Consider the following 25,354-nt stretch of genomic DNA (forward strand, 5'->3'; position numbering starts at 1 on the left):
GTCCACACCACTGCCCGGCGCACCGGCGGCGCCGGGCAGTGGTGTGGACGCCGCACCGCCGGCCCGGGCGGACGGTGCCGACGAGGAGTCCGGCAACGCCGACGGGATGCTGGCCGCCGGCCTGCTGGCCGGCCTGGGCGGTGGCGCGGCGATCGGCTGGCTGGTCAGCCGGTGGCGTCGACGCGGCCCGGACGAGGCCACCGCGCTCGCCGAGGTGACCGGTGATCCGGACGGGGCCGCGACCCTCGCCGAGATCACCGGCCGCGCCGACGACACCGCGACGCCCGCCGAACCCGCCCCGCGGGCCGAACCGGCCGCCGCTTCTCGGTGATCCACTCGGGTTCCCGGATACCGCGGCATCCACGTCGCGCGGACAGCCCGACGTGCAGAAAGCCGAGTTGATCACGGCCAGCGCGACCGGAGCGTCGGGGTGGTCAGTTGCCGCCCGACGGCCGCGCGCGGCCGGGCGATCGAGGCAGCCGCGGTGGTCAGGGCAGCCAGTTGGGTAGCGGCTCGCGGGCGGCCAGCCACGACTCGGGCACCCCGCCCGGGGTACCGACTCCCGTGTGCGCGGCCACCACCGCACCGGCGATGGCGGCCGTGGTGTCCACGTCCCCGCCGGCCTGCAAGCAGACCCGGATCGCCGCCGGGTAGTCGTCCAGGTGGGTGGCGGCCACCCAGAGGGTGAAGCCGACGGTGTCCTGAGCGGTCACCCGGGAGCCGTTGCCGAGCGCCGCCACCACCCGGGACAGCGGCCGGCCGAGCAGCCCGGCCGCCCGGTGCACGCTGCGGTGCACCTCGGTGCCCGGATCGACCGCGCCGGCGATCCCGGCGAGCAGCCGCTCCGGGGCCGGCCGGTGCCCGTCGAGGCGGGCCCGTGCGGCCAGCGCGGCGGCGACCGCCACCGCGACCGCACCGGCGATCCCCTCCGGGTGCGCGTGCGTCACCTCGGCCGAGGCGCGGGCCTGGGCCGCCGCGCGGACGGTCGAATCGGCGAAGTACGCGCCCAGGGGGCCGACCCGCATCGCCGCGCCGTTGCCGCAGGAGCCCTGGCCGTCGAAGGCGGACGCGGCGGCCACCGGCCACGGCGTGCCGGTGCGGATCAGCCGCAGGATCAGCATCGCGCCCGCGCCGTAGCCGCGGCGCGGATCGCAGCGCTGGGCGAACGACAGGGCCAACCGGTCCCGGTCGACGCCACCGGACTCGGCCAACCCGGCGAGGACCGAGCAGGCCATCTCGGTGTCGTCGGTCCACTCCCAGGGCGCCGGCGGCAGGACGCCCGCGGCGAGATCCGCCGGGCGTGCCCCGGGAACGAAGTACCGCGCGCCGAGCGCGTCGCCGGTGGAGAGACCGGCGAGGCTGTCCCGGGCGAGCGCCAGGCGGGCATCGGCGAACAGGGTGAAGGACATCGTCGTACCAGCTTGCCCGCTCGTCAGGTACGCCGCAACGCGATCAACTTGCCAGGCCAAGTACGGTCTTGGGGTGGCCTCCGTGCTCCTGGTCGAAGACGATCACGTCGTACGCGGCGCGATGCTGCGGTCCCTCGCCGACCGGGGGCATGCCGTGCACGCCGTGGGCACCGCGCTGGACGCCCTGCGCCGGGTCGCCGCGGAGACACCCGACCTGGTGGTGCTGGACCTGGGCCTGCCCGACCTGGACGGCTCGGACGCGCTGCGCATGCTGCGCGGCATCACCGACATCCCGATCATCATCGCCACCGCGCGTGACGACGAGCAGTCGGTGGTCAAGTTGCTGCGCGCCGGCGCCGACGACTACATGGTCAAGCCGTTCACCGGTGCCCACCTGGACGCCCGGATCACCACCGTGCTGCGCCGGGCCGGTCGGGCCAGCCGGACGGTGCAGCCCGCGGTGCACACCGTCGGCGGCCTGCGGGTGGATGCCGGCGAGCGCAGCGCCCACCTCGACGGGGAGCCGCTGGCGCTGACCCGCAAGGAATTCGACCTGCTGGCGTATCTCGCCGCACGACCCGGGCGGGTAGTGTCCCGCCGGGAGCTCTTGGAGGAGGTATGGCGGCAGCCATCGGTCGGCGAGGATCAGACCATCGACGTTCACCTGTACTGGCTTCGCCGAAAGATGGGCGAGTCCGCGGCGAAGCCGCGCTACCTGCGCACCGTGCGGGGGGTCGGATTCCGGCTGGTGGCACCGGACTGAGGACGGCGCTGGCCCTGCTCACGGCCGGCATGTGCAGCCTCGTCGCGCTCGCCTTCCTGATCCCGCTCGGCCTGAGTCTGCGCGAGCAGACCCGGGAGGAGGCGATCGGCGACGCCGCCCGGCGCAGCGCGCTGGTGACCGGGGCGCTGGCGGTGAGCACGGAGCCCGCGGTGGTCGAGCGGGCCGTGGTGGCCAGCGCCGAGGGCGCACCGGCCCGGCCGGTGGTGCACGGCCTGGGTCTCGACGAGTCCGGCGGCCGGGCCAGCGACGCCGACCTGGACCAGGCACGTGCCGACCGGCGCTCGCTGGTGGTCGACGTCGACGGCGGGGTGGTCCGGCTCGACCCGGTGGTCCTCGGCGACCGGACGGCCGTGGTCGAGGTCTTCGTTCCGGACTCGACGCTGGGCGAGGGCGCCGGTGGCACCTGGCTGCTGCTGTTCGCGGTCGGCGCGGCGATGGCCGGCGCGGCGGTGCTGGTGGTCGACCGGGTCGCCGCCCGCGCGGTGGACTCGACCCGGGGGCTGGTCAAGGCCGCGCTCTCGATCGGCGACGGCGACCTGGGGGTACGCGTGGAGCCGACCGGCCCACGCGAGCTGGCCGAGGCCGGGTACGCCTTCAACCGGATGGCCGACCGGCTGGACGCGGCCCGCACCGACGAGCGGGAGCTGGTGGCGGACCTGTCGCACCGGCTGCGGACCCCGCTGACCGTGCTGCGGCTGGACGCGGAGGCGTTGGAGTCCGACGACACCAGCGTGGGTTCGTTCTCCGAGGCGGAGCTGGACCGGCGCCGGGGCATCCGGCGGATCCGGCAGGCGATCGTCACCCTGGAGGGTGAGATCGACGTGCTGATCAAGACCACCCGCAAGGCGGTGGCACACGAGGCCGGGCCGGCGATGTGTGACGTCAGCGAGGTGGTCCGGGACCGGATGGTGTTCTGGGCGGCGCTGGCCGGCGACCAGAACCGGCCGCACCGGGTCAACGGCGCGCAGTTGCGCATCCCCGCGCCGGTGCCGCGTGCCGAGCTGGCCGCCGCGCTGGACGCGGTGATCGGCAACGTCTTCCGCTACACCCCGCAGGGCACCGCGTTCGAGGTGGCCGTGTCCCGACGGGACGGCTACGTGGCGATCCGGATCGACGACGCCGGCCCCGGCATCGCCAACCCGGACCGGGCGCTGCGCCGGGGCGCCAGCGACCAGGGCTCGACCGGGCTCGGCCTGGACATCGCCAAACGGGTGTCGTTGCAGGCCAACGGGTCGGTGAGCATCGACCGCGCCCGGCTGGGCGGGGCCAGCGTCGTCATGCTGCTCGCCGATCCGGAGGCGACGCCCCGGCAGGTCAACCGGTTCGGCCTGGTCGGCCGGATGGCGCGGGACGCCCGGGACCAGAAGACCACCGGCCGGCGCTGGCCCCGCCAGCGCCCCACCGACGACTGAGCGCCCCCGGGCTGTGCGCCGGCGCAAGTCTTCCTTAGATCGCGGTTAACGACGGCCGCGAAGCGGCCGCGGGCTGTCAGGATCAGGGCACGAACCCACCAGTTCCACCGGCCAGCGCACCGCGCACCCACCGGCCGGTGGAGCCGCGCGCGCGGCGGGAGTCCAGGTCCCCCCACACCCACGCTCCCGCCGCGCGCCCTGCTCCCTCGGTACGGCTCAGCCGGTGACGGTGGCGAGGTGGGCGTCGATCTCGGCGGTGATCCGCTGCTTGCCGGCCTCGTCGAGGAAGGACGCGACCACCCCGTTGCGGGCCAGCCCGGCCAGCCCCTGCGGGCCCACCCCGAGCAGCCGGGCCGCCACCGCGTACTCGTCGTTGAGGGTGGTGCCGAACATCGGCGGGTCATCGGAGTTGATGGTGACCAGCAGCCCGGCCTCGACCAGCCGGGGCAGCGGGTGCTCGTCGAGGCTGGCCACCGCCCTGGTCCGCACGTTGGACGTCGGGCAGATCTCCATCCCGATCTGCCGCTCGGCCAGGTACGCGAGCAGCTCCGGATCCTGCGCGGCGGAGATGCCGTGCCCGATCCGCTCGGCGCCCAGCTCGTTCAGCGCGTCCCAGACGGTCTGCGGGCCGGTGGTCTCCCCCGCGTGCGGCACCGACCGCAGCCCGGCCGCACGGGCCCGGTCGAAGTAGGGGCGGAACTGCGGCCGGGGCACGCCGATCTCGGGGCCGCCCAGGCCGAAGCTGATCAGCCCGTCCGGACGCTCCTCCAGCGCGATGCGCAGCGTCTCCTCGGCGGCCGGAAGGCCCGCCTCGCCGGGGATGTCGAAGCACCAGCGCAGGTCGAGGCCGAAGTCGACCGAGGCGCGCTTGCGGGCGTCCTCGATCGCCTCGCAGAACGCGGGCGCGGGGATGCCCCGGCGCACGTGCGAGTACGGGGTGATGGTGAGCTCCGCGTACCGGACCTGCTGGCGGGCCAGCTCGCGGGCCACCTCGTGGGTGAGGATCCAGACGTCCTCGGGGTCGCGGATGAGGTCCACCACGCTCAGGTAGACCTCGATGAAGTGCCCGAAGTCGCGGAACTCGAAGTAGTCGGCGAGCGCTTCGGGGTCGGCCGGCACCGGGGTGCGGCCCTCGTGCCGAGCGGCCAGTTCGGCGACGATGCGGGGCGAGGCGGAGCCGACGTGGTGCACGTGCAGCTCCACCTTGGGCAGTCCGGCGATGAAGGTGGGCAGGTCGGTCACGGGTTCTCCTCGGCACGGTCGCCGGTGCGGGCGACGACGAAGACGCGGCGGAACGGGAAGTACACCTGACCCTGCCGCACCGGGTACTCGGCGGCGAGGCGTACCCCCAGCTCGGCCCGGAAGGCCGACCAGCCGGCGGCGTCCAGGGCGGCCCGGACCGGGCGCAGCGCGGTGCCCTCCATCCAGGCCAGCACCGGGTGGTCGGCGGTGGGCCGGGCCGGCAGCAGGTGCACGTAGGTAGTCTCCCAGGCGTCCACGGCGCAGCCGGCACCGGTCAGCAGCTCGGCGTAGTCGGCCGGGTCGTCGACGGGGTCGGCGCGCAGCAGCGGGGCCAGCTCGGCCCGCCAGCGCGGCCGGTCGGCGACCTCGCGCAGCGCCCGGTGCGAGGGGGCGTCGAAGTTGCCCGGGACCTGCATGGCGAGCCAGGCGCCGGTGGGCAGCTCGACGGCCCAGCGGCGCAGCAGCGCCTGGTGGCCGGGAACCCACTGGAGCGCGGCGTTGGTGACCACGACGTCCTCGTCGCCGGCGGGCCGCCAGTCACGCAGGTCGGCGACGGCGAAGTCGACCGGAGCATCCAGCGCCGCGGCCCGGTCGATCATCTCCGGCGAGGAGTCGAGGCCGACCACCCGGCTCGCGGGCCAGCGCTCGGCGAGGGTGGCGGTGAGCTGACCGGGACCGCAGCCGAGGTCGACCACCGTGCGGGGTCGTTCGGCCGGGATCCGGGCGACCAGGTCGTGAAACGGCCGGGACCGCTCGTCGCCGTAGCGCAGGTACGTCGTCGGATCCCACATGGTCGCCTCCCAAACCGTACGTCCGTCTTATTTACCGTACGGCTCGCGTGGCAGGCCGGCAACCCGATCACTAGGCTCGGGGTATGGAAAAGCGCAGCTTCAACCGGCTCGGCCGGACCGTCGAGATGGTCGGCCTGGGCGCCTGGCAGCTCGGCGCGGACTGGGGCACCGTCAGCGAGGACGACGCGATGGCCGTGCTGGCCGCCGCCGTGGACGCCGGGGTCACCTTCCTGGACACGGCCGACGTGTACGGCGATGGCCGCAGCGAGCAGTTGATCGGCCGCTTCCTGCGCTCCCGACCCGACGCCGGGCTGACCGTCGCCACCAAGATGGGTCGTCGGGTGGAGCAGCGGCCGGAGGAATACACCCTGGCCAACTTCCGGCAGTGGACCGACCGGTCGCGAGCCAACCTGGGGATGGACACCCTGGACCTGGTCCAGCTGCACTGCCCGCCCACGGCCGTCTTCGCCGACGACGCGGTCTTCGACGCCCTGGACACCCTCGTCGCCGAGAAGGCCATCGCCGGGTACGGGGTCAGTGTGGAGACCTGCGACCAGGCGCTCACCGCGATCGCCCGGCCCGGGGTGGCCAGCGTCCAGATCATCCTCAACGCGGTACGACACAAGCCGCTGGAGCAGGTGCTGCCGGCCGCCGCTGCCGCCGGGGTCGGCATCATCGCCCGGGTGCCGCTGGCCAGTGGTCTGCTCTCCGGCCGCTACGACGAGCACACCGAGTTCCCGGCCGACGACCACCGCAACTTCAACCGGCACGGCGCGGCGTTCGACGTCGGCGAGACGTTCTCCGGGGTCGACTTCGAGCGCGGGTTGGCCGCCGTACGCCGGCTGGCGCCGCTGGTCGACGCGGACCGCACGATGGCGCAGTTCGCGCTGCGGTGGGTGCTGGACCAGCCGGGCGTCACCGTCGTCATCCCCGGCGCCCGGGATGCCGACCAGGCCCGGCGCAACGCGGCGGCGGCCGACCTGTCGCCGCTCTCGGCGGAGCAGTTGGCCGGCGTACGCGAGGTCTACGACGAGCTGATCCGCCCGCAGGTGCACGACCGGTGGTGACCCGCGCGCCCCGGGTGCTCGCACCACGTCGCCCGACCGGCGATGCTGGCGGGGCGGGGCGGTGCGCCGCCCGGCCCCGCGGAGGGGGGACGCGATGAGGGGTTGGCTTCCGCTCACCCTCGGCCTGCTGGCGGTCGTGATCGGTGCGGTGTGGACGGTGCAGGGCCTGGGCTACGTTAGCGGCAGCGTGATGACCGACCAGCAGGTCTGGGCGGTGCTCGGCCCGGTCGTGGCCGTGGTCGGGCTGGTGCTGCTCTGGCTCGGCCTGCGCTCGCGCCGTCGACGCTGACCGGGCGGCTCGCCGCTCTCCACAGTGGTGCCGGGACGTGGAAAGCCCCGTATCCCGGACGGGATACGGGGCTTCACAACGACCCCTGGCCGGATCGTCCCACTGGCCGGCGGGGGCCGGCCACACTACTCAGATGGGACGGACCTGCTCAGCCTGCGGGCCCTTCTGACCCTGAGCGATCTCGAACTCCACCCGCTGGTTCTCCTCCAGCGTGCGGTAGCCGCTGGTCTGAATGGCCGAGAAGTGGACGAACACGTCAGCACCCCCGCCGTCGACGGTGATGAAGCCGAAGCCCTTGTCAGCGTTGAACCACTTCACGGTTCCCTGCGCCATGTGTATCTCCTTCTAAAACTGGCGGCCGTGCACGCCGTGCGGCCGATTGGCCGTTTTCGAGCAGCGGCGTCTGAGGCGGCCCCACGAAGGAGACTTCTCTCAACCCACGCCATCTCGCAACAGCGGCAACAGCAAATCACGTACGCAAAAACTCTGCACGACCTCTCCGACGAATTTCTCCGACATGTGACCTGACGGATGTCCGAGATCGCTGGGCGGCGTGCGATGCCGTGCGAAAGGCCCCCTGTCCGTCGATGCGGACAGGGGGCCGATGTCGCTGCGCTGGTCAGTCCGGCCAGTGGCCGGTCATCCGGCGGACGCCGACCGCGCCACCCCGGTCCACGGCGGCCCGGACCACCGCGAAGATGGCCCCCTGCAACGCCGCCGCGGCCAGGATCTCGCCCCAGCCACGGTCCTCGTCGGTGGCGCTGGGCGCCTCGCCGTCGCCCGCGGTGACCTTCCAGACCTGCCGGAAGATCGCGCCGGCCACCGCACCGGCGGCGATACCCAGCAGCACGCCGGCCGGTCGGTACGCGACCCTGCCGATACCCTTGCTCACCTACGCCTCCCCCGCACGATCATCAGCACCACCACGGTCGCCACCGCACCGGCGGCGATGGCCGCCCATGGCACCGGGTTGCGTCGAACCAACTCGCTCTTCTCGTGGGCCTGTGCGCGCACCAGCTCACCCTTGTCGTGCGCCTGCGCTCGCGCAACCTCGGCGCGCCGCACGGCCTGCCCGCGGACCCGGGCCACGTTCTGCACCGCCTGCCCGCGGACCCGGGCCACGGTCTGCGCCGCCTGCTCGCGCATCCGCTCCCGCGCCTGCCCGGCGGACTCCTTCAGCCGCGCCTTCACGTCGGCCTTGGCGGCCAGCGCCTCCATCGTCTCGCCCAACTCGACCCGGGTGCGACGGATCTCCTCACGGAGCGCCTCGGTGTCACCCGTCCCGTTGCCCGTCATGCCCGTCCCCTGTCCTTCACCGCGGCGGTGACGGTGTCCACGTCAGCGCGGAGGCTACGGACCGTGGCCGCCGGAACCGGCGGGACCGCACGGCTGACCTGCTTCTTGCCCACCAGGGCGAGGACGCCGGCCAGCAGGAAGAGGGCCACGGCCACGATCAGCGCGGCGGCCCAGGCGGGCAGCACCAGGTCGAGCAGCAGGATCGCCGTGGCGACCAGGGCACCCAGCCCGAAGAACGCGAGCGCGCCGCCGCCGCCGAACAGGCCGATCCCGATGCCCGCGTGCTTGCCCTTCTGGGTCAACTCCGCCCGGGCCAGCGTCAGTTCGTCCCGCACCAGGCGGGAGACCTGCTCGGCGGCCCGCTGCACCAACTCGGCGGTGGAGGGCTCGCTCCCGTTGTGGGATGTGCGGGCGTTCGCCACGTCAGCCATGCTGTCCTCCTTTCCTCATCACCGCGCTGTATGCCCGGAGTCGGCGCCCGTCAATCCTCGAGCGCGACAACCCGGTCGCCGTTCCCGTTGTCCGGTTGCGCGCCGCCCGGCGCGGCGTCCGGCCGCCCCGATCGCGTTAGAGACGTCCGGCAGCAGGTCCCCCGCCTAAGCCAGGTCAAACCTCCCGGATCGGACCGGACCGCACTCCCCCGCCCCACCAACGCCTCGCCGCACCCCGTGGACACGGGGGCGGAGGTCTCCGGTGGGAGGGAGCTGGGTCAGGAGCGGGCGGCTGGGGCTTCTTCGGGGCCGACGAAGGCTTCGCTGCGGGCGTCGCCGTCGTCGCTGCCGCCGAAGACGCGCGCGTCGTCGGGCACGTCGGTGTCGGTCAGCCGGCGCACCGGCCGCCGTGGCTGCACCCACTGCCAGGGCAGGTTGCTGCCGGCGTCGCCCAGCTCGGTGCGCAAGCGGGGCATCGCGGTGGGGCGGTTGTCCCGGATCCAGGCCACCAGGTGCTCGCGGACCAGGCATCGCAGGTCCCACAGGCTGCCGGCGTCGGCGGCGCTGACCAGCGCGCGCACCCGGACCGTCCCACCGGTGGCATCGGTCACCTGCAGCACGCAGACCCGGCCGTCCCACAGCTCGGTGCCCTCCACCAGGCGGCGCAGCTCCTCGCGCATGGTCTGCACCGGCACCGCCCAGTCCACGTCGAACTCGGCGGTGCCGAGCACCGCCGCCTCGGTCCGGGTCCAGTTCTGGAACGGTTTGCTGGTGAAGTACGAGGTGGGCAGGATCAGCCGTCGGTCGTCCCAGATCTGCACGACCACGTAGCTGAGGGTCAGCTCCTCGATCCGGCCCCACTCCCCCTCGACGACCACCACGTCGTCGAGTCGGACCGCGTCGCTGAAGGCGAGCTGGAGGCCGGCGAACACGTTGCCGAGCAGGCTCTGCGCGGCCAGCGCGGCCACCACACCGACCACACCGGCGGAGGTCAGCACGCCGGCGCCGATGCCGCGCACGCTCGGGAAGGTCATCAGCATCACGCCGACGGTCAGGATCACGATCACCGCGATGGTCAGCCGGCGCAGCATCACCACCTGGGTCCGTACCCGTCGGGCGTGCCGGTTGTCCGGCACGTCGACCCGGAACCGGGCCAGCGCGGTGTCCTCCACGACGACCAGCAGCGCGGCCACCAGCCAGGCGACGCTGGCGATGACGCCGAGGATGAGCACGTGCAGCAGCATCCGCCGCCAGGCTTCACCAACGGCGTACCCGGTGCTGAAGCGGGCGGCGAACTGCACCGCGAGCACCGTCGCGGCGACCTGGAACGGCCGGTGCGCGTGGTCGGTCAACTCGGTCATCAGCAGCGACCGGCGGCCGAACCGCCGGGTGGCGCGGTGGACGATCTCGACCAGGAAGAGGGCGACCGCCGCCGCGGCGAGCGCGGCGACGGCCGTTCCGAGGTAACTCTGCACGTGTGTGTTGCTCCCCTCCGGCAGGGCGACGGTGCTTCGGGCAAAAGCCCAACAATGCCCGACGGCCCCGGAATCGACCAGTTCAGACCTTGCGGTACCGGGACTGGAGGAAGCAGAAGAGGCCGAAGGCCGCGATGCCGAGGGCGACCAGGCTGAGCAGCACCGTGCCGTAGGACTGCTCGCGCAGCGTGCGCAGGGCGGCGTCCAGACCACGGGCCTTCTCCGGGTCGTAGTTCACCGCCGCCACGATGATCAGCAGGCCGGCGATGCCGTACGCGACGCCCTTGGCGACGTACCCGGCGATGCCGAGGCGCCGGGCCAGCTTGCGGGTCTTCGGGCTCATCTGGCCGGTCTTCAGGTGCTTCTCGAACCGCTTGACCAGGCCGTAGATCACCAGGCCGACACCGATCGCGGCGAGCACCAGCCCGGCCAGACCGACGAGCCAGCGACCACCGCTGGAGGTCATCAGCTTGCCGGTCAACGCCTCCTGCTGGTCGGCGCTGTTCGACCCGGCGTCCTTGAAGACCTTGAACGCGGTCCAGGCGAAGTAGAGGTAGACGATGGTCCGGCCGGCCGAGGCGAGCCGCTCCACGACCCGCTCCCTGCCCCGCTCGGCGCGGTGCCCCACCGCCGCCTCCAGGGCCTGCCAGATGGCCATGGCGAGCAGGCCCACCGCGGTGGCGATGACCAGGAACTTGCCCAGCGGCTGCGCGGACAGGGTCCGCAGGGCGCCGGACTGGTCGCCGTCGTCGGACGACGTCCCGAATGCGATCTGCAACGCCAACCAGGCGAAGAGCAGATGCACGATGCCGTAGCCGATGAAACCGGCCCGGGCGAGGAGTTCCAGCCACCGGCTGTCCGCCGTGCGGGAGGCGGTGGCTTCGGCGCTACGGGTGAGTGACATGGCGCCACAATCTCCGATTCGGGAGATCCCCAAACGTCGGCCACCGCCGCCCGCCCAGGTCAGTTGCCCGCGTTGCGCGACACGCGGATCTTGACCTGCTGGTCGGTGACGCTGTCCAGGGTGACCGCGAAGCCACCGGCCTCGGTGGCCTGCTGCCCGGTGGTGAGGGTGAGCTGCTCCCCGGCGACCTCGACAGTCACCTGGTCGCCCTCTGCGCCGACCAGCTTGGCCTCGACGCCCAGGATGGTGGCGCTGGCGTCGACACCCCGCTCGAAGGTGACCGTGCAGGCGTCCAGCCCACAGTCGGTGGAGGCGCCCTGCGAACTGCAACCGGCGAGTACGGCGAGGCCGAGCGCCAGACCGGCGAACAGGCCGGCGGCGCGGCGGACGGGGGGAATGGTGGCGGGTCGTTTCGTCACCTCGCCAAGAGTACGAGACGACCGCGAGAACACCGCCGGCCGCTGATCATTGAGATGGGCGCGTGGGCCCGGTCCGGGCACCGGCTAGGGTCCGGACATGCCCTTCGACATCGCCCGCACCCGGGCCGCCTACCCCGCCCTGACCGAGGGATTCGTCCACTTCGACGGGGCCGGTGGCACCCAGACCGCGGCCGGTGTGATCGACGCGGTCGCCGACGCCATGCGCAGCGCGGTCGGCAACCGCAGCGCCGCCTTCGCACCGGGTCGCCGGTCGCTGGAGCTGGTGGCCGCGGCCCGCTCGGCGGTGGCCGACCTGCTCGACACCGACCCGGCCGGGGTAGTGCTGGGCGCGAGCGCCACCGCGCTGACGTACACCCTGGCCCGCACGCTCGGCGCGGGCTGGCGTCCCGGCGACGAGGTGGTCGTCTCCCGGCTCGACCACGACGCCAACGTGCGGCCGTGGGTGCAGGCGGCCGAGGCGGCCGGCGCGACGGTGCGCTGGGCGGAGGTCGACCCGCGGACCGGCGAGCTGCCCGCCGGCCAGTACGCCGAGCTGGTCGGCGAGCGCACCCGGCTGGTGGCGGTGACCGCCGGCAGCAACGCCATCGGCACCGTGCCGGACGTGCCGGCGATCGCGAAGACCGCGCACGCCGTCGGCGCGCTGGTCTGCGTCGACGGGGTGCACTCGGTGCCGCACGGGCCCACCGACCTGGCCTCGCTCGGCGCCGACGTGCTGGTCACCAGCGCCTACAAGTGGTCCGGACCGCACCTGGCGGCGATGGTCGCCGACCCGACCCGGTGGCCGGCGCTGCGCCCGGCGAAGCTGGTGCCGTCCTCCGACGCGGTGCCGGACCGGTTCGAGTACGGCACTCCCAGCTTCCCGCTGCTGGCGGGCGTGGCCGCCGCCGTGGATCACCTGGCCGGGCTCGACCCGGACGCGGTGGGCGACCGGCGGGCGCGGCTGCGGGCCGGGCTGGCCGCGGCCCAGGCGCACGAGGAGTCGCTGCTGGACCGGCTGCTCGCCGGGCTGGCCGAGCGGCCCGCGATCACCGTCTACGGCTCCCCGGCCCGGCGCTGCCCGACGGTCTCCTTCCGGGTCGCCGGGATGTCGCCGGCGGCCACCCAGGAGGCGCTGGGCGCCGCCGGGTTCTGCCTCTCCGCCGGCGACTACTACGCGTACGAGTACTTCCAGATGATGGGGCTGCGGGACAGCGGCGGCGCGGTCCGGGCCAGCATCTACCACTACAACACGGCGGACGAGGTGGACCGGTTGCTCGCCGAACTGGATGTGCTGGTCGACGGCGCGGGGAGAATGGGCCGGTGAGCAACCTGGTCGAGGACAACCCCGCCAAGCACCGTTTCGAGATCCTGGTCGACGACGCGTTGGCCGGCTTCACCCCATACCTGCTCCGTGGTGACACCCTGGTCTTCACCCATACCGAGGTGGACCCGCGCTTTCAGAACATGGGCGTGGGCGGGGCGCTGATCCGGGGCACCCTGGACCAGGTGCGGGCCCGCGGCGCCACGGTGGTGCCGCAGTGCCCGTTCATGGCCGCGTACATCGACAAGCACCCCGAGTACGCCGACCTGGTCGCCGTGCACCCGTAGCGCCGGGCCCGTGGGTCAGCGGGCGCCGGTCAGCACCTCGGCGGCGGCCTGCCCGCTGGCCCGGGTGGCGCCGTGGGTGGCCAGGTGCACCGCGCCGGTGACCAGCTCGGGCACACCCAGCTCGACCACGACCGCGTCCGGCCGGGCGGCCAGCGCCCGCTGGACCGCGGCGCGCATCCAGTCGTGCCGGTGCAGGTCACGGACCACCAGCACCAGGGGGCGCCCGTCCGCCTCGGCGCCCGGGTCACCCGGCACGTCGGGCTCGGCGTAGCGGACCGTGCTGGTGCCGGGCAGCAGCTCGCGCAGCGGCGACGCGATGCCCCACGGCGTCTCCGCGCCGATGGCGATGTTGCGGGGCGGCTCGAACTCGACCACGTGCGCGGCGCGGGTCAGCGGCAGAGTGACCCGCCCGGCGTCCACGGTGGTGACCCGGATGGCGCGGCGGGCGGCGATCAGCCCGACGTCGGTGGCGTCGCGCGCCGCGGCCGAGCGGGCCGTGCGGGCGGCCACGGTCCAGGCGGCGAGCTGACCGACCCGCTTGGCCGCCTCGGCGAGGCGTTCCTCGGGCAGCTCGCCGGAGACGACCGCGGCCACGATGGCGTCGCGCAGCTCGCGGGCCGCCTGCTCGTCGGCCCGTTCGCCGCCGATGCAGATCGCGTCGGCCCCGGCGGCGAGCGCGCGTACCGTCGCACCGGCGAAGCCGTACCGGTCGGCGACGGCGCGCATCTCCACCGCGTCGGTCACCACCACGCCGGAGAAGCCCAGCTCGTCGCGGAGCAGGCCGCCCAGGATGCGCGCGCTCAGCGTGGCCGGCAGCTGCGGGTCCAGCGCGGGCACCAGCAGGTGGCCGGTCATCACGGCCTGCACGCCGGCCGTCACGGCGGCCCGGAACGGGGCCAGCTCGCAGGCGTCCAGGCGCTCCCGGTCGGCGGTGATCCGGGGCAGGGCGTGGTGGGAGTCGACCCGGGTGTCGCCGTGCCCGGGGAAGTGTTTGGCGCAGGCGGCGACACCGCCGGCCTGGAGGCCGCGTACCCAGGCGGCGGTGTGCCGCGCGACCAGCGTCGGGTCGGCCCCGAAGGAGCGGACCCCGATCACCGGGTTGGCGGGGTTGGAGTTGACGTCGGCGTCCGGGGCGTAGTTGAGGGTGATCCCGGCGGTCGCCAGCTCGACGCCGAGGTCCCGGGCGACCGCCTCGGTCAGTTCCGCGTCGTCGACCGCGCCGAGGGCGAAATTGCCGGGCCGGGAGCTGCCGTGCACCGACTCGATCCGGGTGACGTCGCCGGCCTCCTCGTCGATCGCCACGATGACGTCGGGCCGCTCGGCGCGCAGCGTCGCGGTGAGCGCCGCCACCTGGGCGGGATCGACGACGTTGCGGGCGAAGAGCACCACCGAGCCGAGCCCCTCGCCGAGCCAGCGGCACACCCACGGTGGCGGGGTGGTGCCGACGAACCCCGGTTGCAGGACGGCGGCGGCCAACGCCGGGAGGTGCCCGGTGGGCGCGGTCACGCCGCCCCCTCGTGGCGGTCGGCGTCGATCGCCGGTGCCGACGCTTCCGCGCCGGCCCGCTGGTTGCGCTCGCTCATGCGGCCCCCGTACCCCATCTCTCGCGCGCCCTCGGCGCACCGCCACCGGCAGGCGGTGCTGCCATGGTCACACTGGGCGATTCAATAGTCAATAAACCTTACAGTTGCGGGGCCGCACGGTCCCCGGGGAGAGTGCGGGGATGGACCCCGCCCTGCTGGCCGACGCGACGAGCCCGGCCGACATCCCCGGCGTACGCCTGCTCGGCCTGGTGGTCGGCGCCCTGCTGCTGCTCGCCGCGATCCGGGCGATGTTCGGCCGGCGCTGAGCCCCACCACCCGGTCCGGGTGTGGCCGACGATCACCGGGGTACGGCTTTCCCCGTCAGCAGGCACGCGCGCCGAGGGGGAACCATGAAGATCGGTTACTTTCTGTCCAGTGAGGAGTTCACGCCGGCCGGGCTGCTGGAGCAGGCGCGCGGTGCCGAGCAGGCCGGCTTCGAGGCGCTGTGGATCTCCGACCACTACCACCCGTGGACGGACGCGCAGGGCCAGAGCCCCTTCGTCTGGTCGATGATCGGCGCACTCAGCCAGGTCTGTTCGCTGCCGGTGACCACCGCGGTGACCTGCCCGACGGTGCGGATCCACCCGGCCGTGATCGCCCAGGCCGCGGCGACCAGCGCCGTGCTGCACGGCGGCCGGTTCGTGCTCGGCGTCGGCAGCGGCGAAGCGCTCAACGAGCACATCTTCGGCGACGCCTGGCCGCAGGCCGACGTCCGGCTGGAGATGCTGGAGGAGGCCGTCGAGGTGATCCGCGAGCTGTGGGCGGGCGGCTTCGTGAACCACCACGGGAAGCACTACACCGTCGAGCACGCCCGCATCTACACGCTGCCCGACACTCCCCCGCCGATCTACGTCTCCGGGTTCGGCCCGAAGTCCATCGATCTGGCCGCCCGGATCGGTGACGGCTACGTGAGCACCATGCCCGACGCCGACATGGTCCGGCGTTTCCGCGAGAACGGCGGCGGCGACAAGCCGTGCCAGGCCGGCTTCAAGGCGGCGTACGCGGCCAGCGAGGACGAGGGCATGCGGATCGCGTACGAGCGCTGGCCCAACGCCGGGGTGCCGGGCGAGCTGTCCCAGGTGCTCCCCTCGCCGCGCCACTTCGAGCAAGCCGCCGAGCTGGTCAAGCCGGAGATGATGAAGGAGGCGTTCGTCTGCGGCAACAGCGCCGACGCGCACCTGGAGATGATCGACAAGTACGCCAAGGCCGGCTTCGACGAGGTGTACGTGGCCAACGTCGGCCCGCACCACCAGGGTCTGTTCGACCTCTACCAGCGCGAGGTCCTGCCCCGCCTGCGCTGAGCCGGAGACGTCGATCACCGCCGCGACCGGGGACGGTTTCGGCGGTGATCGGCTCGGGTACCTCCGGCCCTCGATGAAACTGTCAACGCACTCGATGACGTTGCGCCGCGCGGCACGGAGCCTCTTCGGCTGGACCGCGTTGCGGCCCAACCAGCTGGCCGCCATGCGCGCGGTGATGAAGCGACGTGACGCTCTGGTCGTGCTGCCCACCGGCGCCGGCAAGTCGGCCATTTACCAGATCCCGGCCAGCCTGATCCCCGGCCCCACCGTGGTGATCTCCCCGCTGCTGGCCCTGCAGCAGGACCAGATCGCGGCCCTCAACGAGCGCCAGCGTCCGGAGCTGCGGGCGGTGCGGATCAGCTCGAACGAGTCGGCCGCCCAGCAGGCCGAGGCGATCGCGGAGATCCGCGAGGGCCGGGCGGAGTTTCTGTTCATCACCCCGGAGCAGCTGAGCAACCCCGACCGGATGGCCGAGGTGGCGTCGCTCGGGCCGGCGCTGGTGGCGATCGACGAGGCGCACTGCATCTCGGCCTGGGGGCACGACTTCCGCCCGGACTACCTGGCGCTCGGGCACCTGATCGAGGGCATCGGCCGACCGCCGGTGGTCGCGCTGACCGCCACCGCGTCCCCGCCGGTACGCGACGACATCATCGCCCGGCTGCGCCTGCGCAAGCCGGAGGTGCTGGTCTCCGGGCTGGACCGGCCCAACCTGTTCCTGGAGGTGGCGCACTGCCCCACCGAGGACTACCGGTGGCGGCGACTGGTCGCGCTGCTGCAGGACGACGAGCGGCCGGGAATCATCTACGTGCCGACCCGCCGCTCCGCCGAGGAGCTGGCCGCCCGGTTGACCGACGCCGGTTTCCCGGCGCAGTTCTACCACGGCGGAATGGCCGCCGGCGCGCGCGCCGAGCTGCACGAGGCGTTCCTCGCCGACCAGGTGCCGATCATGGTGGCCACGTCGGCGTTCGGGATGGGCATCGACAAGCCGAACATCGCCTGGGTGGTGCACATGGCGCTGCCCGACTCTCCGGACAGCTACTTCCAGGAGATCGGCCGGGCCGGGCGCGACGGGCAACCGGCCCGGGTCCTGCTGCTCTGGCAGGCCGAGGACGTGGGCCTGCAACGGTTCTTCAGCGGTGGCCTGCCGGACGAGAACGAGCTGCGGGACCTGGCGGCGCTGCTGCGCCGCAAGCCGGCCACCAAGACCGAACTGCGCGAGACCACCGGCCTCGGGCCCCGCAAGGTGGGCCAGTATCTCTCCCTTCTGGAGCAGGTCGGTGCCGCCGAGCCGCGCGCCCGGCAGCGCATCGGCGCACCCCGCTACGCCCCGACCCCGGTGGACGCCGCCGCGGCGGCGCTGGCCGAGGCGGAGCGCCAGCAGACCGTGACCCGGTCGCGGACCGACATGATGCGGGCCTTCGCCGAGACCAGCGCCTGCCGCGGGCAGACCCTGCTGGCCTACTTCGGCGAGCAGATGACCGAGGTCTGCGGGCACTGCGACAACTGCCACGCCGGCACCAGCGTCGCCGACAACGGCGCGGTCGGGCCGTTCCCGGTGCACAGCCAGGTGCGTCACCCGGAGTGGGGGCAGGGCCTGGTGCTGGGGTACGAGGAGGACAAGATGACGGTTCTCTTCGACGAGGTGGGGTACAAGACGCTGTCCGTGCGCGTGGTGTCCGAACAGGGCCTGCTGACGCTGGACTAGCCTGAGCCGGGCACCAGCGCGGGGCCCGTCGATTGACCAAGCAGAGCAGGGCGGAAGGGGCATTGCCGTGATCGAGCAGCCGGCGTACACCGGTTTCGGTTTCTCCGACGAGGAGTGGGGGCTGCTGGTCGGCCTGCCGCAGTCGGTGCTGACCGCCGCGAGCGCCGCCGAGTCCGACGGCACCCGCCGGACCATGGCGGAGAACGCGGCCGGCCTGGAGACCATCGCCGCCGGCCGGGAGTCGGCCAGCCCGCTGGTCGCCGCCGTGGCCGGCGAGATCGTGACCCGGGTCGGCGACCCCGAGACCGGCGAGGAGCTGCCGGTCATCGAGCCCGCCGACCCGCGGGCCATGATCGACGACGTGCTGGTGCGGGCCGCCGAGGCCGCCGCGCTGCTGGCTGCCCGGGTCGACGAGGGTGCGGCCGGCGCGTACAAGCACTGGCTGGTGAAGATCGCCGAGCAGGTGGTCGGCGCCGCCTCCAGCGGTGGCCTGCTCGGGCTGGGCGGCGAGTCGGTCAGCGACTCCGAGCGGCGCTTCCGCGACCGGCTCGCCAACGTGCTCAACGACTGACCGGCGACGCGTCCGACGACGCGTCGACACGGGCCCCCTGATCCGCCTCCGGCGCTGGCAGGGGGCCCTTTCGTGCGGTGCCGCGCAGGGCGACCAGCGCCGTCGCCGCGCCCAGCAGCATCGCCACCGTGGCGGCGATCGCCGCGAGGTGCAGCCCGTCGGCGAACGCGAGCCGGGCGGCGTGCAGCACGGCGTCGCCCAGATCGGCCGGCAGCCCCTCGGCCACCGCCAGCGCACCGCCCAACGTCTCGCGGGCCGCGTCGCGGGCGTCGGCCGGCAGTCCGGCGGGCAGGCCGTCGAGAACCTCGCGGCGGTAGACCGCCGCGCCCACGCTGCCCAGGATCGCCATCCCCAGCGCGCCGCCCAGCTCACTGCTGGACTCGGTCAGCGCCGAGGCGACACCGGCCTGCTCCGGCGGCGCCGCACCGAGGACCAGCTCGGTGACCAGCGACATCACCATCACCAACCCGGCCGCGTAGATGCTGGCGCCGAGCAGCAGCAGCCAGAGCGGCGACTCGGGCGTGACCCGGGTCAGCACCAGGAAGCCGAGCACGGCGATCCCGAAACCCGTGCCGATCAGGTACGCCCGCTCGATGCGCTGGGCGAGCGCGGCGGCGGCCGGGGCTACCCCGCCGACCGCCAGGGACGGCACCAGGCTCCACAGTGCCGCCCGCAGCGGGCTCAGGCCGAGCACCAGCTGGAGGTACTGGGTGGTGAAGATGGCGAAGCCGACCAGGGCGAACATCGCCAGCAGGTTGACCGCGAGCGACCCGGCGAAGCCGCGGCGGCGAAACAACGTCAGGTCGATCATCGGGTACGCCCGGGTCCGCTGCCGGTGCAGGAACAGCGCTCCGATCAGCAGGCCGGCGACGATGGCCGCCACCCGGGCGGCGCTGACGCCGTCGCGGGCCATCTCCTTGATGCCGTAGATCACCGGCAGCAGCGCGCCGAGCGACAGCAGCGCACTGACCAGGTCGAACCGCCCAGCGGCCGGATTGCGGAACTCGGGCACCAGGACGGGGGCGAGCAGGAGCAGCAGCACCATCGCCGGAATGTTGATCAAGAAGATCGAGCCCCACCAGAAGTGCTCCAGCAGGACGCCGCTGAGCACCGGGCCGACCGCGATGCCACCGGTGAGCGTGGCGGTCCAGATGCCGATCGCGGTGCCGCGCTGCTTGGCGTCGTGGAACATGTTGCGCACCAGGGCGAGCGTGGAGGGCATCAGGGTGGCCCCGCCGACGCCGAGGACGGCGCGCGCGGCGATCAGCGTCTCGGCGCTGTCGGCGTAAGCGGCCAGCAGGGACGCCGCGCCGAAGGCTGCCGCGCCGAACAGCAGCAGCCGACGCCGGCCGATCCGGTCGCCCAGGGCGCCCATGGTGATCAGCAGCCCGGCCAGCACGAAGCCGTAGATATCGAAGATCCAGAGCTGCTGGGTGCCGGTCGGGCGCAGCTCCTCGCTGATGAACGGGACGGCGAAGTAGAGCACCGACACGTCCATCGAGACCAGGAGCAGCGGCAGCATCAGCACCGTGAACCCGATCCATTCCCGCCGGCCCGCGCGGGGTGTGGTCGTCGCTGTCATGGGAGAACTCCTTCTGCGTATGCCGTACGCTTTAATGCGTAGACCATACGCAGAACTAGGATGGCGAGGCAAGGAGGACATGTGGCGGCGACGAAAGACGACAGCGGCCCGGCGATCCCGCCGGCCGTCGAGAGCGCGTGGGGGTTGCGTGAGCGGCCACCCAAGGGGCCCCGGCCGGGGCTCACCGTGAGCGGCATCGTGGACGCCGCCGTGCGGGTGGCCGACGCCGACGGGCTGGCCGCCGTCTCGATGAGCCGGGTGGCCAAGGAGTTGAGCGCCGCCACCATGGCCCTCTACCGGTATCTCGGCTCCAAGGACGAGCTGCTGATGCTCATGGTGGACGCCGGGTACGGCCCGCCGCCCGGGCCCGCGGCACCGGACGCCGACTGGCGTGCCGGCCTCACCCGCTGGGCCTGGGCCGAGCACGACGTGCTGCGACAGCGACCCTGGCTGCTGCACGTCCCGATCACCGGCCCACCGATCACCCCCCAGCAGCTCGGCTGGCTGGAGGACGGGCTGCGCTGCCTCGACGACACCGCGCTGACCGAGGGCGAGCGGATGTCGGCACTCCTGCTGATCACCGGGTACGTCCGCAACGAGGCCACGCTCACCGCACAGATCACCGAGGGCAGCCGGGCCGCCGGCGTCGAACCGGGCGAGATGATGCCCGCGTACGCCCGGACGGTGGGCCGGCTCATCGACCCGGCCCGCTTTCCGGCGCTGAGCCGGGTGCTCGCCTCCGGTGTGCTCAACCAGGACGACGACCCGAACGAGGAGTTCACGTTCGGCCTCGACCGGATCCTCGACGGCATCGAGGCCCTGATCCTGCGGCGAGCGGTCTGAGGAGCACCCGGATGTTGCACAAGGACACCGTCGACACCACCGTCCTTCCGCCCGGCGAGCGGTTCGGGATGTGGCTGGATCTGGTGGCGCGTACCTCGGCCCCACTGCGGATCCAGTCCGCGCACGCGGACGACTTCGCCGCCCGGGCCGACTTCATCGACCTCGGGGCGATCCAGCTGGTCGAGTACCGGTACCCGTCGCTGGACGCCACCCGCACGCGCAAGCTGGTCAGCCGCTCGGACCCGGAGCTGTACGTGCTCGCCCTCACCACCGGCGGGGTCGGCACGTCCAGCCAGGACGGTCGACGCAGCGAGATCCTGGCCGGCGAGTTCACCTTCTACGACGCGTCCCGCCCGCACGACGTCTGCCACCACGCCACCGAGCCGGAGCGGGACCAGGCCACCTCGATCATCACGCTGATCCCGCACGCCGCGCTGCCACTGCCGCCGCAGCGGATGGCCGCGCTCTACGGTGGCCGGATGTCCGGCAGCGAGGGCGTCGGGGCGCTGCTGGCGCAGTTCCTGCTCCAGATCACCGGGCATCCCGAGCAGTACCATGCCGCCGACGCCAGCCGGCTCGGCGCGGTGGGGCTGGACCTGGCCACCACCATGCTCGGTCGGCACCTGGTCGCCGAGGACGCGGTGCCCACCGAGGTCCGCCGCCGCGCGCTGGTCACCCAGGTGCAGGCGTACGTCCACCGCCACCTCGGCGACGCGACGCTCAGCCCGCAGACCGTCGCGGACGCCCACCACATCTCGCTGCGCACGCTGCACCGGTTGTTCGAGGCCGAGGAGGCCACCGTGGCGTCGTACATCCGGGACCTGCGGCTGGCCCGGTGCCGGCGCGACCTGACCGACCCCGCGCTGCGCACCCAGCCCGTGCAGATGATCGCCGCCCGCTGGGGGTTCGCCGACAAGGCGCACTTCAGTCGGGCGTTCCGGGCGGCGTACGGCATGAGCCCGCAGGCGTACCGGGAGAGTCACTCGGATCCGGCGCGGATCGTCAACCGCCCGGCGTCCATGGTCAACTCGTCGCGGGCAGACTGACAACCAACGCGGCCGACCCGCTGCCCGCCGAGCGGGCGGCGGGTCGTCGCCAACGGGGGCCGTGGCGAGGCGCCCGCCGCCAGACGCGGCGGGCGGCCGCCCGGTGCGTCCCCGATCGCGTGCCGAGGATCCGGTCCCGTCACTTCCCCCCAGGACCGTCGGCGGGGCCGGTCACGCCTTCTCCAGCAGCTCCAACACGACGCGTTCGGCCTCCTCACGCGGCGCCTGCGGGTCCACCGGCGCGACCACGCCGTCGTGATAGAGGTCCACCACCCGAGGGTCCACGTAGGACGTGCGTGCCACGGTGGGCGTGTTGCCCAGCAGCTCGGCGACCTCCCGCATCACCGCGACCACCGCCTTGCGGCGGGCGGTCATCGAGCGGCCCGGGCCGACGGTGGCCAACTCCGTCGCGGCGAGCACCGTGGCGTGCCAGGTGCGGAAGTCCTTCGCGGTCATCTCGCCGCCGCTGGCGTCACGCAGGTACCCGTTGACCTCGTCGCTGCGCACGTCGCGCCACTCCCGGCCGTCCCAGTACCCGAAGAGCCGTTCGGCCCGCCGCCGGCGGCGACGCAGGTTGGTCAGCACCTGGCACAGCTCCGGGTCCTCGATCCGGCGCACCTGCTCGATGCCGCCCTTCGCGGGGAACTCGAAGACCACGCAGCCGCGCCGGGTCCGGGCGTGCTCGGGGCGCAGGGTGGACACCCCGAAGGTCGGCTCGTCGCCGGCCGCGTACTGGTCGCTGCCGACCCGGAACATCCCCATGTCCAGCAAGCGGGCCACCGTGGCCAGCACCCGGTCCCGGCCCAGGCCCCGTCCGCCCAGGTCGTTCCCCACCCGCTCCCGCAGCACCGGCAGCCGCCGGGCCACCTCCAGCATGTGGTCGAACTTCGCCTCGTCCTGCTTCTCCCGCCACAGCGGGTGGTAGACGTACTGCTTGCGCCCGGCCGCGTCGATGCCGGTCGCCTGGATGTGCCCGTTCGGGTACGGCGAGATCCAGACGTCCTGCCACGCGGGCGGGATGACCAACTCCCGCAGCCGGGCCAGCTGCTCGGGATCCCGCACCGGGGCGCCGGTGGGATCGACGAAGTGCCAACCCCTACCGCGCCGGCGACGCCCGTACCCCGGCCGGCCCGGATCACTACGCCGCAATCGCACCGGAGACCCGCACCACCCGTTCCACCTCGTCCACGGCGGCCAGCACCTCGTCGAGCCGCAGAGCCGCCAACGTCGGGTGGCTTCCTACCCCGTCCCACCATCGCCAATCACCTTCGCCGGCCCAGAGCGCGCGGTGTCGGGGCCGATCCGGCGGCGGCCCCCAGTGGGCCGGCGGCACCGGCCCGAAGAGCACCACCGAGGCGATGCCGTACGCGGTGGCCAGGTGAGCAACCCCGGTGTCCCCGCTGACCACCAACCGGGCGTCGGCGACCAGCGCGGCGAGCGCCCCGAGGTCGGTCCGGCCGGCCAGCACGGCGCTCGGCGGCAGGCCGGCCGCGTCGGCCACCCGGGCGGCCAGCGCGCGCTCGTCGGTCGAGCCGGTGAGCAGCACCCGGTGCCCCCGGTCGGTGAGCGCCCGGGCCAGCGCGGCGAACCGCTCGGCCGGCCAGCGCTTGGCGGGGATCTTGCTGCCCGGATGCAGCACGGTCACCCCGGCGGGCAGCCGGCCCGGGGCGGGGCGGCGCAGAGCGAGGTCGGTGCGGTCGGCCGGGATGCCGTACCACGACAGCAGCCGGCACCACCGGTCCACCTCGTGCTCGTCGGCGGCCCACGGCGGGCCGTCGGCGAATCCGGCGGCGCTGTTGGCGAAGGCGAGCAGGCGTCCGGGGCGGGCGGCGGCGAGCAGCCGGTGCGACCGGGGGCCGCGCCCGTGCAGGTTGACCGCGACCTCCGGGGCCGCGCCGGGCCAGGCCGGACGATCCAGCCCGGCGGTGTCCACCAGCCGGTCGACACCGCCGACCAGGTCGACCAGCGGGGCCAGCCCGGCGGGCGCGGCGAGCACCAGCTCCCGACCGGGGTACGCGGCCCGCAGCGCCCGCAGCGCGGGCACCGCGGTGATCAGGTCGCCGACGCCGAGGGCGCGCAGGACGAGGATCACGGGTACGAGGTCTCCTGCTCGGCGCAGACCACCATCTCGCGTACGGCGCAGCCGGGCGGCTGGTTGAGCGCGTACATGATCGCGGCCGCCGTGTCGACGGGGTCGTTGAGGATGGCGTCCGGCCCCGGCTTGTACTGCGGGTCGCGCTCGTCGAAGAACGCGGTGCGCATCCCACCCGGGATGAGCAGGGTGACGCCGACCTGGCCGGCCAGTTCGGCGGCGAGGGCGCGGGTGAAGCCGACCACGCCGAACTTCGCCGCGCAGTACGCGGTGGCGTCGCTGACCGCCTTGACGCCCAGGGTGGAGGCGACGGTGACGATGCGCCCCCGGGACTCCTGGAGAAACGGCAGGGCGGCCCGGATCACCGCGGCGGTGGCCAACAGGTCGACGGCGACGATCCGGTCCCAGGTCTCCCCCGGCACGTCGGCGAGCCGGCCGGGCACGTCCATCCCGGCCGCGGTGACCACCGCGTCCAGGCCACCCGACTGTTCGGCGAGGTGTCGGGTGGCCACCTCGGCGGCCCGGGTGTCGGCCAGGTCGCACTCCGTCCAGGACACCCCGTCGACCGGCGGTTGCCGGTCCAGCACGAGCGGCCGGCCGCCGGAGGCGGCCACCGCGGCGACCACCGCCGCGCCGAGGCCGCTGGAGCCGCCGGTGACCAGGACGGTGGGCCCGGCACCGGGCGAGGCCGCGCTCATCGGGTCCGCTCCCCGCCGGGCAGCACCGACGGCGGCGCCGCGACGTGGTCCGCCTCCGCCGGGTGAGCGGTCGCGCGGTACGCGCCGGTGGCGGGGCCTCCTCCGCCGGAGCGGGCGATCAGCTCGGTGGTGGACCGACCGTCCAGGTAGGGCACCACCACCGTGTGCCCGCCCCAACGGCGCAGGACCTCCGCCTCGGGCAGCGTGCCTGCGTCGCCGCCGCCGGTGGCGTAGTCCCCGCCCTTGACCCAGATGTCCGGGCGCAGCCAGGACAGCGTCGCGTGCGGGGTCGGCTCGTCGAAGATCATGACCGCGTCCACACAGCTCAGCGCGGCCAGCAACCGACCGCGGTCACCCTCGGACATCACCGGCCGGTCCGGCCCCTTCAACCCGGCGACGCTGGCGTCGGAGTTGAGGCAGACGATCAGGCAGTCGCCGAGCTGCCGGGCGGCCTGGAGGGTGGCCACGTGCCCGGCGTGCAGCAGGTCGAAGCAGCCCCCGGTGGCCACCACCGTGCCGCCGGCGGCCCGTACGTCGGCGAGCAGCGCGGCGACCGCAGCCACGCCCACCGGGCCGCTGTTCGTTCGCGACCGCGGGGCTCGCGACCCCGGCTCACTCCTCGCGCCGACCGGACGCACCGGCGGTGGCAGGGCAGCCGCCACTCCCCCGCCCGCCACGTACGCGGACGCCTCGGCGACCGCCGCCTGCACCGCCTCGGAGACCAGCGCGCCCTGGGCCAGCGCGAGACTGGCGGCGGCCGCGAACCGGTCGCCGGCGCCGCAGGTGTCCCCCTCGGCTCTGCCCGG

Annotated in this window: 28 protein-coding genes and 1 pseudogene; 13 read left to right on the forward strand and 16 right to left on the reverse strand. The window is 73.8% G+C overall.

Going from position 1 to position 25,354, the window contains the following annotated elements; translation table 11 throughout:
• Positions 1 to 331 (forward strand): annotated as a pseudogene (locus EAD98_RS31070) (hypothetical protein); the annotation flags it as partial.
• A 157-nt stretch (positions 332 to 488) separates the two neighbouring features.
• Here EAD98_RS31070 and EAD98_RS26215 read toward each other — a convergent pair.
• Positions 489 to 1,409 (reverse strand): ADP-ribosylglycohydrolase family protein, encoded by a 921-nt coding sequence (locus EAD98_RS26215; protein WP_121656653.1) that lies wholly within the window; start codon positions 1,407 to 1,409, stop codon positions 489 to 491.
• Positions 1,410 to 1,482: 73 nt separating this feature from the next.
• Here EAD98_RS26215 and EAD98_RS26220 point away from each other — a divergent pair, with 73 nt between their 5' ends.
• A complete protein-coding gene (locus EAD98_RS26220; protein WP_121656654.1) occupies positions 1,483 to 2,172 on the forward strand; it encodes a response regulator transcription factor in 690 nt (229 codons plus the stop codon).
• Between the two features lie 29 nt (positions 2,173 to 2,201).
• Entirely contained in the window at positions 2,202 to 3,605 is a 1,404-nt protein-coding gene (locus EAD98_RS26225; RefSeq protein ID WP_199723562.1) for a HAMP domain-containing sensor histidine kinase, read from the forward strand.
• Between the two features lie 216 nt (positions 3,606 to 3,821).
• Here the strand turns inward: EAD98_RS26225 and EAD98_RS26230 are convergent, their stop codons facing one another.
• Both EAD98_RS26230 and EAD98_RS26235 read right to left on the reverse strand, forming a co-directional pair.
• The gene (locus EAD98_RS26230; RefSeq protein ID WP_121656655.1) at positions 3,822 to 4,847 is read right to left on the reverse strand and encodes an adenosine deaminase; all 1,026 of its coding nucleotides are present in this window, start codon (positions 4,845 to 4,847) and stop codon (positions 3,822 to 3,824) included.
• Positions 4,844 to 5,638: a trans-aconitate 2-methyltransferase gene (locus EAD98_RS26235; protein WP_121656656.1), complete on the reverse strand. Its 795-nt coding sequence runs from the start codon at positions 5,636 to 5,638 to the stop codon at positions 4,844 to 4,846. Before EAD98_RS26235 ends, EAD98_RS26230 begins: the two co-directional genes overlap by 4 nt.
• 83 nt (positions 5,639 to 5,721) lie before the next feature.
• Here EAD98_RS26235 and EAD98_RS26240 point away from each other — a divergent pair, with 83 nt between their 5' ends.
• Together EAD98_RS26240 and EAD98_RS26245 are read left to right on the forward strand one after the other, a co-directional pair.
• Positions 5,722 to 6,705 carry an aldo/keto reductase gene (locus tag EAD98_RS26240; protein ID WP_121656657.1) on the forward strand — a complete coding sequence of 328 codons (984 nt, stop codon included), beginning with the start codon at positions 5,722 to 5,724 and terminating at the stop codon, positions 6,703 to 6,705.
• A gap of 94 nt (positions 6,706 to 6,799) precedes the next feature.
• Positions 6,800 to 6,994, forward strand: coding sequence for a hypothetical protein (locus EAD98_RS26245; protein ID WP_121656658.1), 195 nt, complete (start codon positions 6,800 to 6,802; stop codon positions 6,992 to 6,994).
• A gap of 129 nt (positions 6,995 to 7,123) precedes the next feature.
• Here the strand turns inward: EAD98_RS26245 and EAD98_RS26250 are convergent, their stop codons facing one another.
• The 7 genes from EAD98_RS26250 to EAD98_RS26280 all read right to left on the reverse strand — a co-directional run bounded on the left by EAD98_RS26250 (position 7,124) and on the right by EAD98_RS26280 (position 11,519).
• Positions 7,124 to 7,327, reverse strand: a complete 204-nt coding sequence (locus tag EAD98_RS26250; RefSeq protein ID WP_007075740.1) for a cold-shock protein — start codon at positions 7,325 to 7,327, stop codon at positions 7,124 to 7,126.
• Positions 7,328 to 7,613: 286 nt separating this feature from the next.
• Entirely contained in the window at positions 7,614 to 7,886 is a 273-nt protein-coding gene (locus EAD98_RS26255) for a DUF4235 domain-containing protein (RefSeq protein ID WP_121656659.1), read from the reverse strand.
• Positions 7,883 to 8,290, reverse strand: a complete 408-nt coding sequence (locus EAD98_RS26260; protein ID WP_121656660.1) for a DUF3618 domain-containing protein — start codon at positions 8,288 to 8,290, stop codon at positions 7,883 to 7,885. Before EAD98_RS26260 ends, EAD98_RS26255 begins: the two co-directional genes overlap by 4 nt.
• Positions 8,287 to 8,721, reverse strand: coding sequence for a phage holin family protein (locus tag EAD98_RS26265; protein WP_121656661.1), 435 nt, complete (start codon positions 8,719 to 8,721; stop codon positions 8,287 to 8,289). The genes EAD98_RS26260 and EAD98_RS26265 overlap by 4 nt, the downstream gene beginning before the upstream one ends.
• Before the next feature lie 278 nt (positions 8,722 to 8,999).
• A complete protein-coding gene (locus tag EAD98_RS26270; protein ID WP_121656662.1) occupies positions 9,000 to 10,196 on the reverse strand; it encodes a mechanosensitive ion channel family protein in 1,197 nt (398 codons plus the stop codon).
• 82 nt (positions 10,197 to 10,278) lie between these two features.
• Positions 10,279 to 11,100, reverse strand: coding sequence for a DUF1206 domain-containing protein (locus tag EAD98_RS26275; RefSeq protein ID WP_121656663.1), 822 nt, complete (start codon positions 11,098 to 11,100; stop codon positions 10,279 to 10,281).
• Between the two features lie 59 nt (positions 11,101 to 11,159).
• Positions 11,160 to 11,519, reverse strand: coding sequence for a hypothetical protein (locus EAD98_RS26280; RefSeq protein WP_121656664.1), 360 nt, complete (start codon positions 11,517 to 11,519; stop codon positions 11,160 to 11,162).
• A 97-nt stretch (positions 11,520 to 11,616) separates the two neighbouring features.
• Here EAD98_RS26280 and EAD98_RS26285 point away from each other — a divergent pair, with 97 nt between their 5' ends.
• Together EAD98_RS26285 and EAD98_RS26290 are read left to right on the forward strand one after the other, a co-directional pair.
• Positions 11,617 to 12,843: a cysteine desulfurase-like protein gene (locus EAD98_RS26285; RefSeq protein ID WP_121656665.1), complete on the forward strand. Its 1,227-nt coding sequence runs from the start codon at positions 11,617 to 11,619 to the stop codon at positions 12,841 to 12,843.
• Positions 12,840 to 13,127 carry a GNAT family N-acetyltransferase gene (locus EAD98_RS26290; RefSeq protein WP_121656666.1) on the forward strand — a complete coding sequence of 96 codons (288 nt, stop codon included), beginning with the start codon at positions 12,840 to 12,842 and terminating at the stop codon, positions 13,125 to 13,127. Before EAD98_RS26285 ends, EAD98_RS26290 begins: the two co-directional genes overlap by 4 nt.
• Positions 13,128 to 13,142: 15 nt before the next feature.
• Here EAD98_RS26290 and EAD98_RS26295 read toward each other — a convergent pair whose 3' ends face one another.
• On the reverse strand, positions 13,143 to 14,633 hold the full coding sequence (locus EAD98_RS26295) for a glycoside hydrolase family 3 protein (protein ID WP_121656667.1): 1,491 nt from the start codon (positions 14,631 to 14,633) through the stop codon (positions 13,143 to 13,145).
• A gap of 217 nt (positions 14,634 to 14,850) precedes the next feature.
• Between EAD98_RS26295 and EAD98_RS31800 the strand changes: the two genes are divergently transcribed.
• From EAD98_RS31800 to EAD98_RS26310, 4 genes are all read left to right on the forward strand, one after another.
• A complete protein-coding gene (locus EAD98_RS31800; protein ID WP_255421242.1) occupies positions 14,851 to 14,976 on the forward strand; it encodes a hypothetical protein in 126 nt (41 codons plus the stop codon).
• Positions 14,977 to 15,060: 84 nt separating this feature from the next.
• The gene (locus EAD98_RS26300) at positions 15,061 to 16,011 is read left to right on the forward strand and encodes a TIGR03557 family F420-dependent LLM class oxidoreductase (protein WP_121656668.1); all 951 of its coding nucleotides are present in this window, start codon (positions 15,061 to 15,063) and stop codon (positions 16,009 to 16,011) included.
• Positions 16,012 to 16,084: 73 nt separating this feature from the next.
• Positions 16,085 to 17,716 carry an ATP-dependent DNA helicase RecQ gene (locus EAD98_RS26305; RefSeq protein WP_121656669.1) on the forward strand — a complete coding sequence of 544 codons (1,632 nt, stop codon included), beginning with the start codon at positions 16,085 to 16,087 and terminating at the stop codon, positions 17,714 to 17,716.
• A gap of 67 nt (positions 17,717 to 17,783) precedes the next feature.
• Positions 17,784 to 18,287, forward strand: a complete 504-nt coding sequence (locus EAD98_RS26310) for a hypothetical protein (protein WP_121656670.1) — start codon at positions 17,784 to 17,786, stop codon at positions 18,285 to 18,287.
• Here the strand turns inward: EAD98_RS26310 and EAD98_RS26315 are convergent.
• Positions 18,277 to 19,869: an MFS transporter gene (locus EAD98_RS26315; protein ID WP_121656671.1), complete on the reverse strand. Its 1,593-nt coding sequence runs from the start codon at positions 19,867 to 19,869 to the stop codon at positions 18,277 to 18,279. The genes EAD98_RS26310 and EAD98_RS26315 overlap by 11 nt on opposite strands.
• An 81-nt stretch (positions 19,870 to 19,950) precedes the next feature.
• Between EAD98_RS26315 and EAD98_RS26320 the strand changes: the two genes are divergently transcribed.
• On the forward strand, positions 19,951 to 20,712 hold the full coding sequence (locus EAD98_RS26320) for a TetR/AcrR family transcriptional regulator (RefSeq protein WP_199723563.1): 762 nt from the start codon (positions 19,951 to 19,953) through the stop codon (positions 20,710 to 20,712).
• Positions 20,713 to 20,723: 11 nt separating this feature from the next.
• Positions 20,724 to 21,758, forward strand: coding sequence for a helix-turn-helix domain-containing protein (locus EAD98_RS26325; RefSeq protein ID WP_121656673.1), 1,035 nt, complete (start codon positions 20,724 to 20,726; stop codon positions 21,756 to 21,758).
• A gap of 171 nt (positions 21,759 to 21,929) precedes the next feature.
• Here EAD98_RS26325 and EAD98_RS26330 read toward each other — a convergent pair whose 3' ends face one another.
• The 4 genes from EAD98_RS26330 to EAD98_RS26345 form a co-directional block, all read right to left on the reverse strand.
• Positions 21,930 to 22,913, reverse strand: a complete 984-nt coding sequence (locus EAD98_RS26330) for a DNA topoisomerase IB (RefSeq protein ID WP_121656674.1) — start codon at positions 22,911 to 22,913, stop codon at positions 21,930 to 21,932.
• Positions 22,897 to 23,850 carry a glycosyltransferase family 9 protein gene (locus EAD98_RS26335; RefSeq protein WP_121656675.1) on the reverse strand — a complete coding sequence of 318 codons (954 nt, stop codon included), beginning with the start codon at positions 23,848 to 23,850 and terminating at the stop codon, positions 22,897 to 22,899. Before EAD98_RS26335 ends, EAD98_RS26330 begins: the two co-directional genes overlap by 17 nt.
• Entirely contained in the window at positions 23,847 to 24,548 is a 702-nt protein-coding gene (locus EAD98_RS26340; RefSeq protein WP_121656676.1) for an SDR family oxidoreductase, read from the reverse strand. The genes EAD98_RS26335 and EAD98_RS26340 overlap by 4 nt, the downstream gene beginning before the upstream one ends.
• Positions 24,545 to 25,354 (reverse strand): adenylyltransferase/cytidyltransferase family protein (locus EAD98_RS26345; RefSeq protein ID WP_147457491.1); only part of this gene is annotated, 810 nt, incomplete at its 5' end. The genes EAD98_RS26345 and EAD98_RS26340, both read right to left, overlap by 4 nt.

This window comes from Micromonospora sp. CV4, assembly GCF_003667455.1.
In the GTDB taxonomy this organism is placed as follows: Bacteria; Actinomycetota; Actinomycetes; order Mycobacteriales; family Micromonosporaceae; genus Micromonospora.

Coding starts and splice junctions, on each gene's coding strand:
- EAD98_RS26325 (WP_121656673.1), top strand. CDS start 20,724: ATGTTGCACAAGGACACCGTCGACACCACCGTCCTTCCGCCCGGCGAG.
- EAD98_RS26285 (WP_121656665.1), top strand. CDS start 11,617: ATGCCCTTCGACATCGCCCGCACCCGGGCCGCCTACCCCGCCCTGACC.
- EAD98_RS26215 (WP_121656653.1), bottom strand. CDS start 1,409: ATGTCCTTCACCCTGTTCGCCGATGCCCGCCTGGCGCTCGCCCGGGAC.
- EAD98_RS31800 (WP_255421242.1), top strand. CDS start 14,851: ATGGACCCCGCCCTGCTGGCCGACGCGACGAGCCCGGCCGACATCCCC.
- EAD98_RS26340 (WP_121656676.1), bottom strand. CDS start 24,548: ATGAGCGCGGCCTCGCCCGGTGCCGGGCCCACCGTCCTGGTCACCGGC.
- EAD98_RS26260 (WP_121656660.1), bottom strand. CDS start 8,290: ATGACGGGCAACGGGACGGGTGACACCGAGGCGCTCCGTGAGGAGATC.
- EAD98_RS26245 (WP_121656658.1), top strand. CDS start 6,800: ATGAGGGGTTGGCTTCCGCTCACCCTCGGCCTGCTGGCGGTCGTGATC.
- EAD98_RS26225 (WP_199723562.1), top strand. CDS start 2,202: ATGTGCAGCCTCGTCGCGCTCGCCTTCCTGATCCCGCTCGGCCTGAGT.
- EAD98_RS26235 (WP_121656656.1), bottom strand. CDS start 5,638: ATGTGGGATCCGACGACGTACCTGCGCTACGGCGACGAGCGGTCCCGG.
- EAD98_RS26250 (WP_007075740.1), bottom strand. CDS start 7,327: ATGGCGCAGGGAACCGTGAAGTGGTTCAACGCTGACAAGGGCTTCGGC.
- EAD98_RS26315 (WP_121656671.1), bottom strand. CDS start 19,869: ATGACAGCGACGACCACACCCCGCGCGGGCCGGCGGGAATGGATCGGG.
- EAD98_RS26275 (WP_121656663.1), bottom strand. CDS start 11,100: ATGTCACTCACCCGTAGCGCCGAAGCCACCGCCTCCCGCACGGCGGAC.
- EAD98_RS26305 (WP_121656669.1), top strand. CDS start 16,085: ATGAAACTGTCAACGCACTCGATGACGTTGCGCCGCGCGGCACGGAGC.
- EAD98_RS26300 (WP_121656668.1), top strand. CDS start 15,061: ATGAAGATCGGTTACTTTCTGTCCAGTGAGGAGTTCACGCCGGCCGGG.
- EAD98_RS26265 (WP_121656661.1), bottom strand. CDS start 8,721: ATGGCTGACGTGGCGAACGCCCGCACATCCCACAACGGGAGCGAGCCC.
- EAD98_RS26240 (WP_121656657.1), top strand. CDS start 5,722: ATGGAAAAGCGCAGCTTCAACCGGCTCGGCCGGACCGTCGAGATGGTC.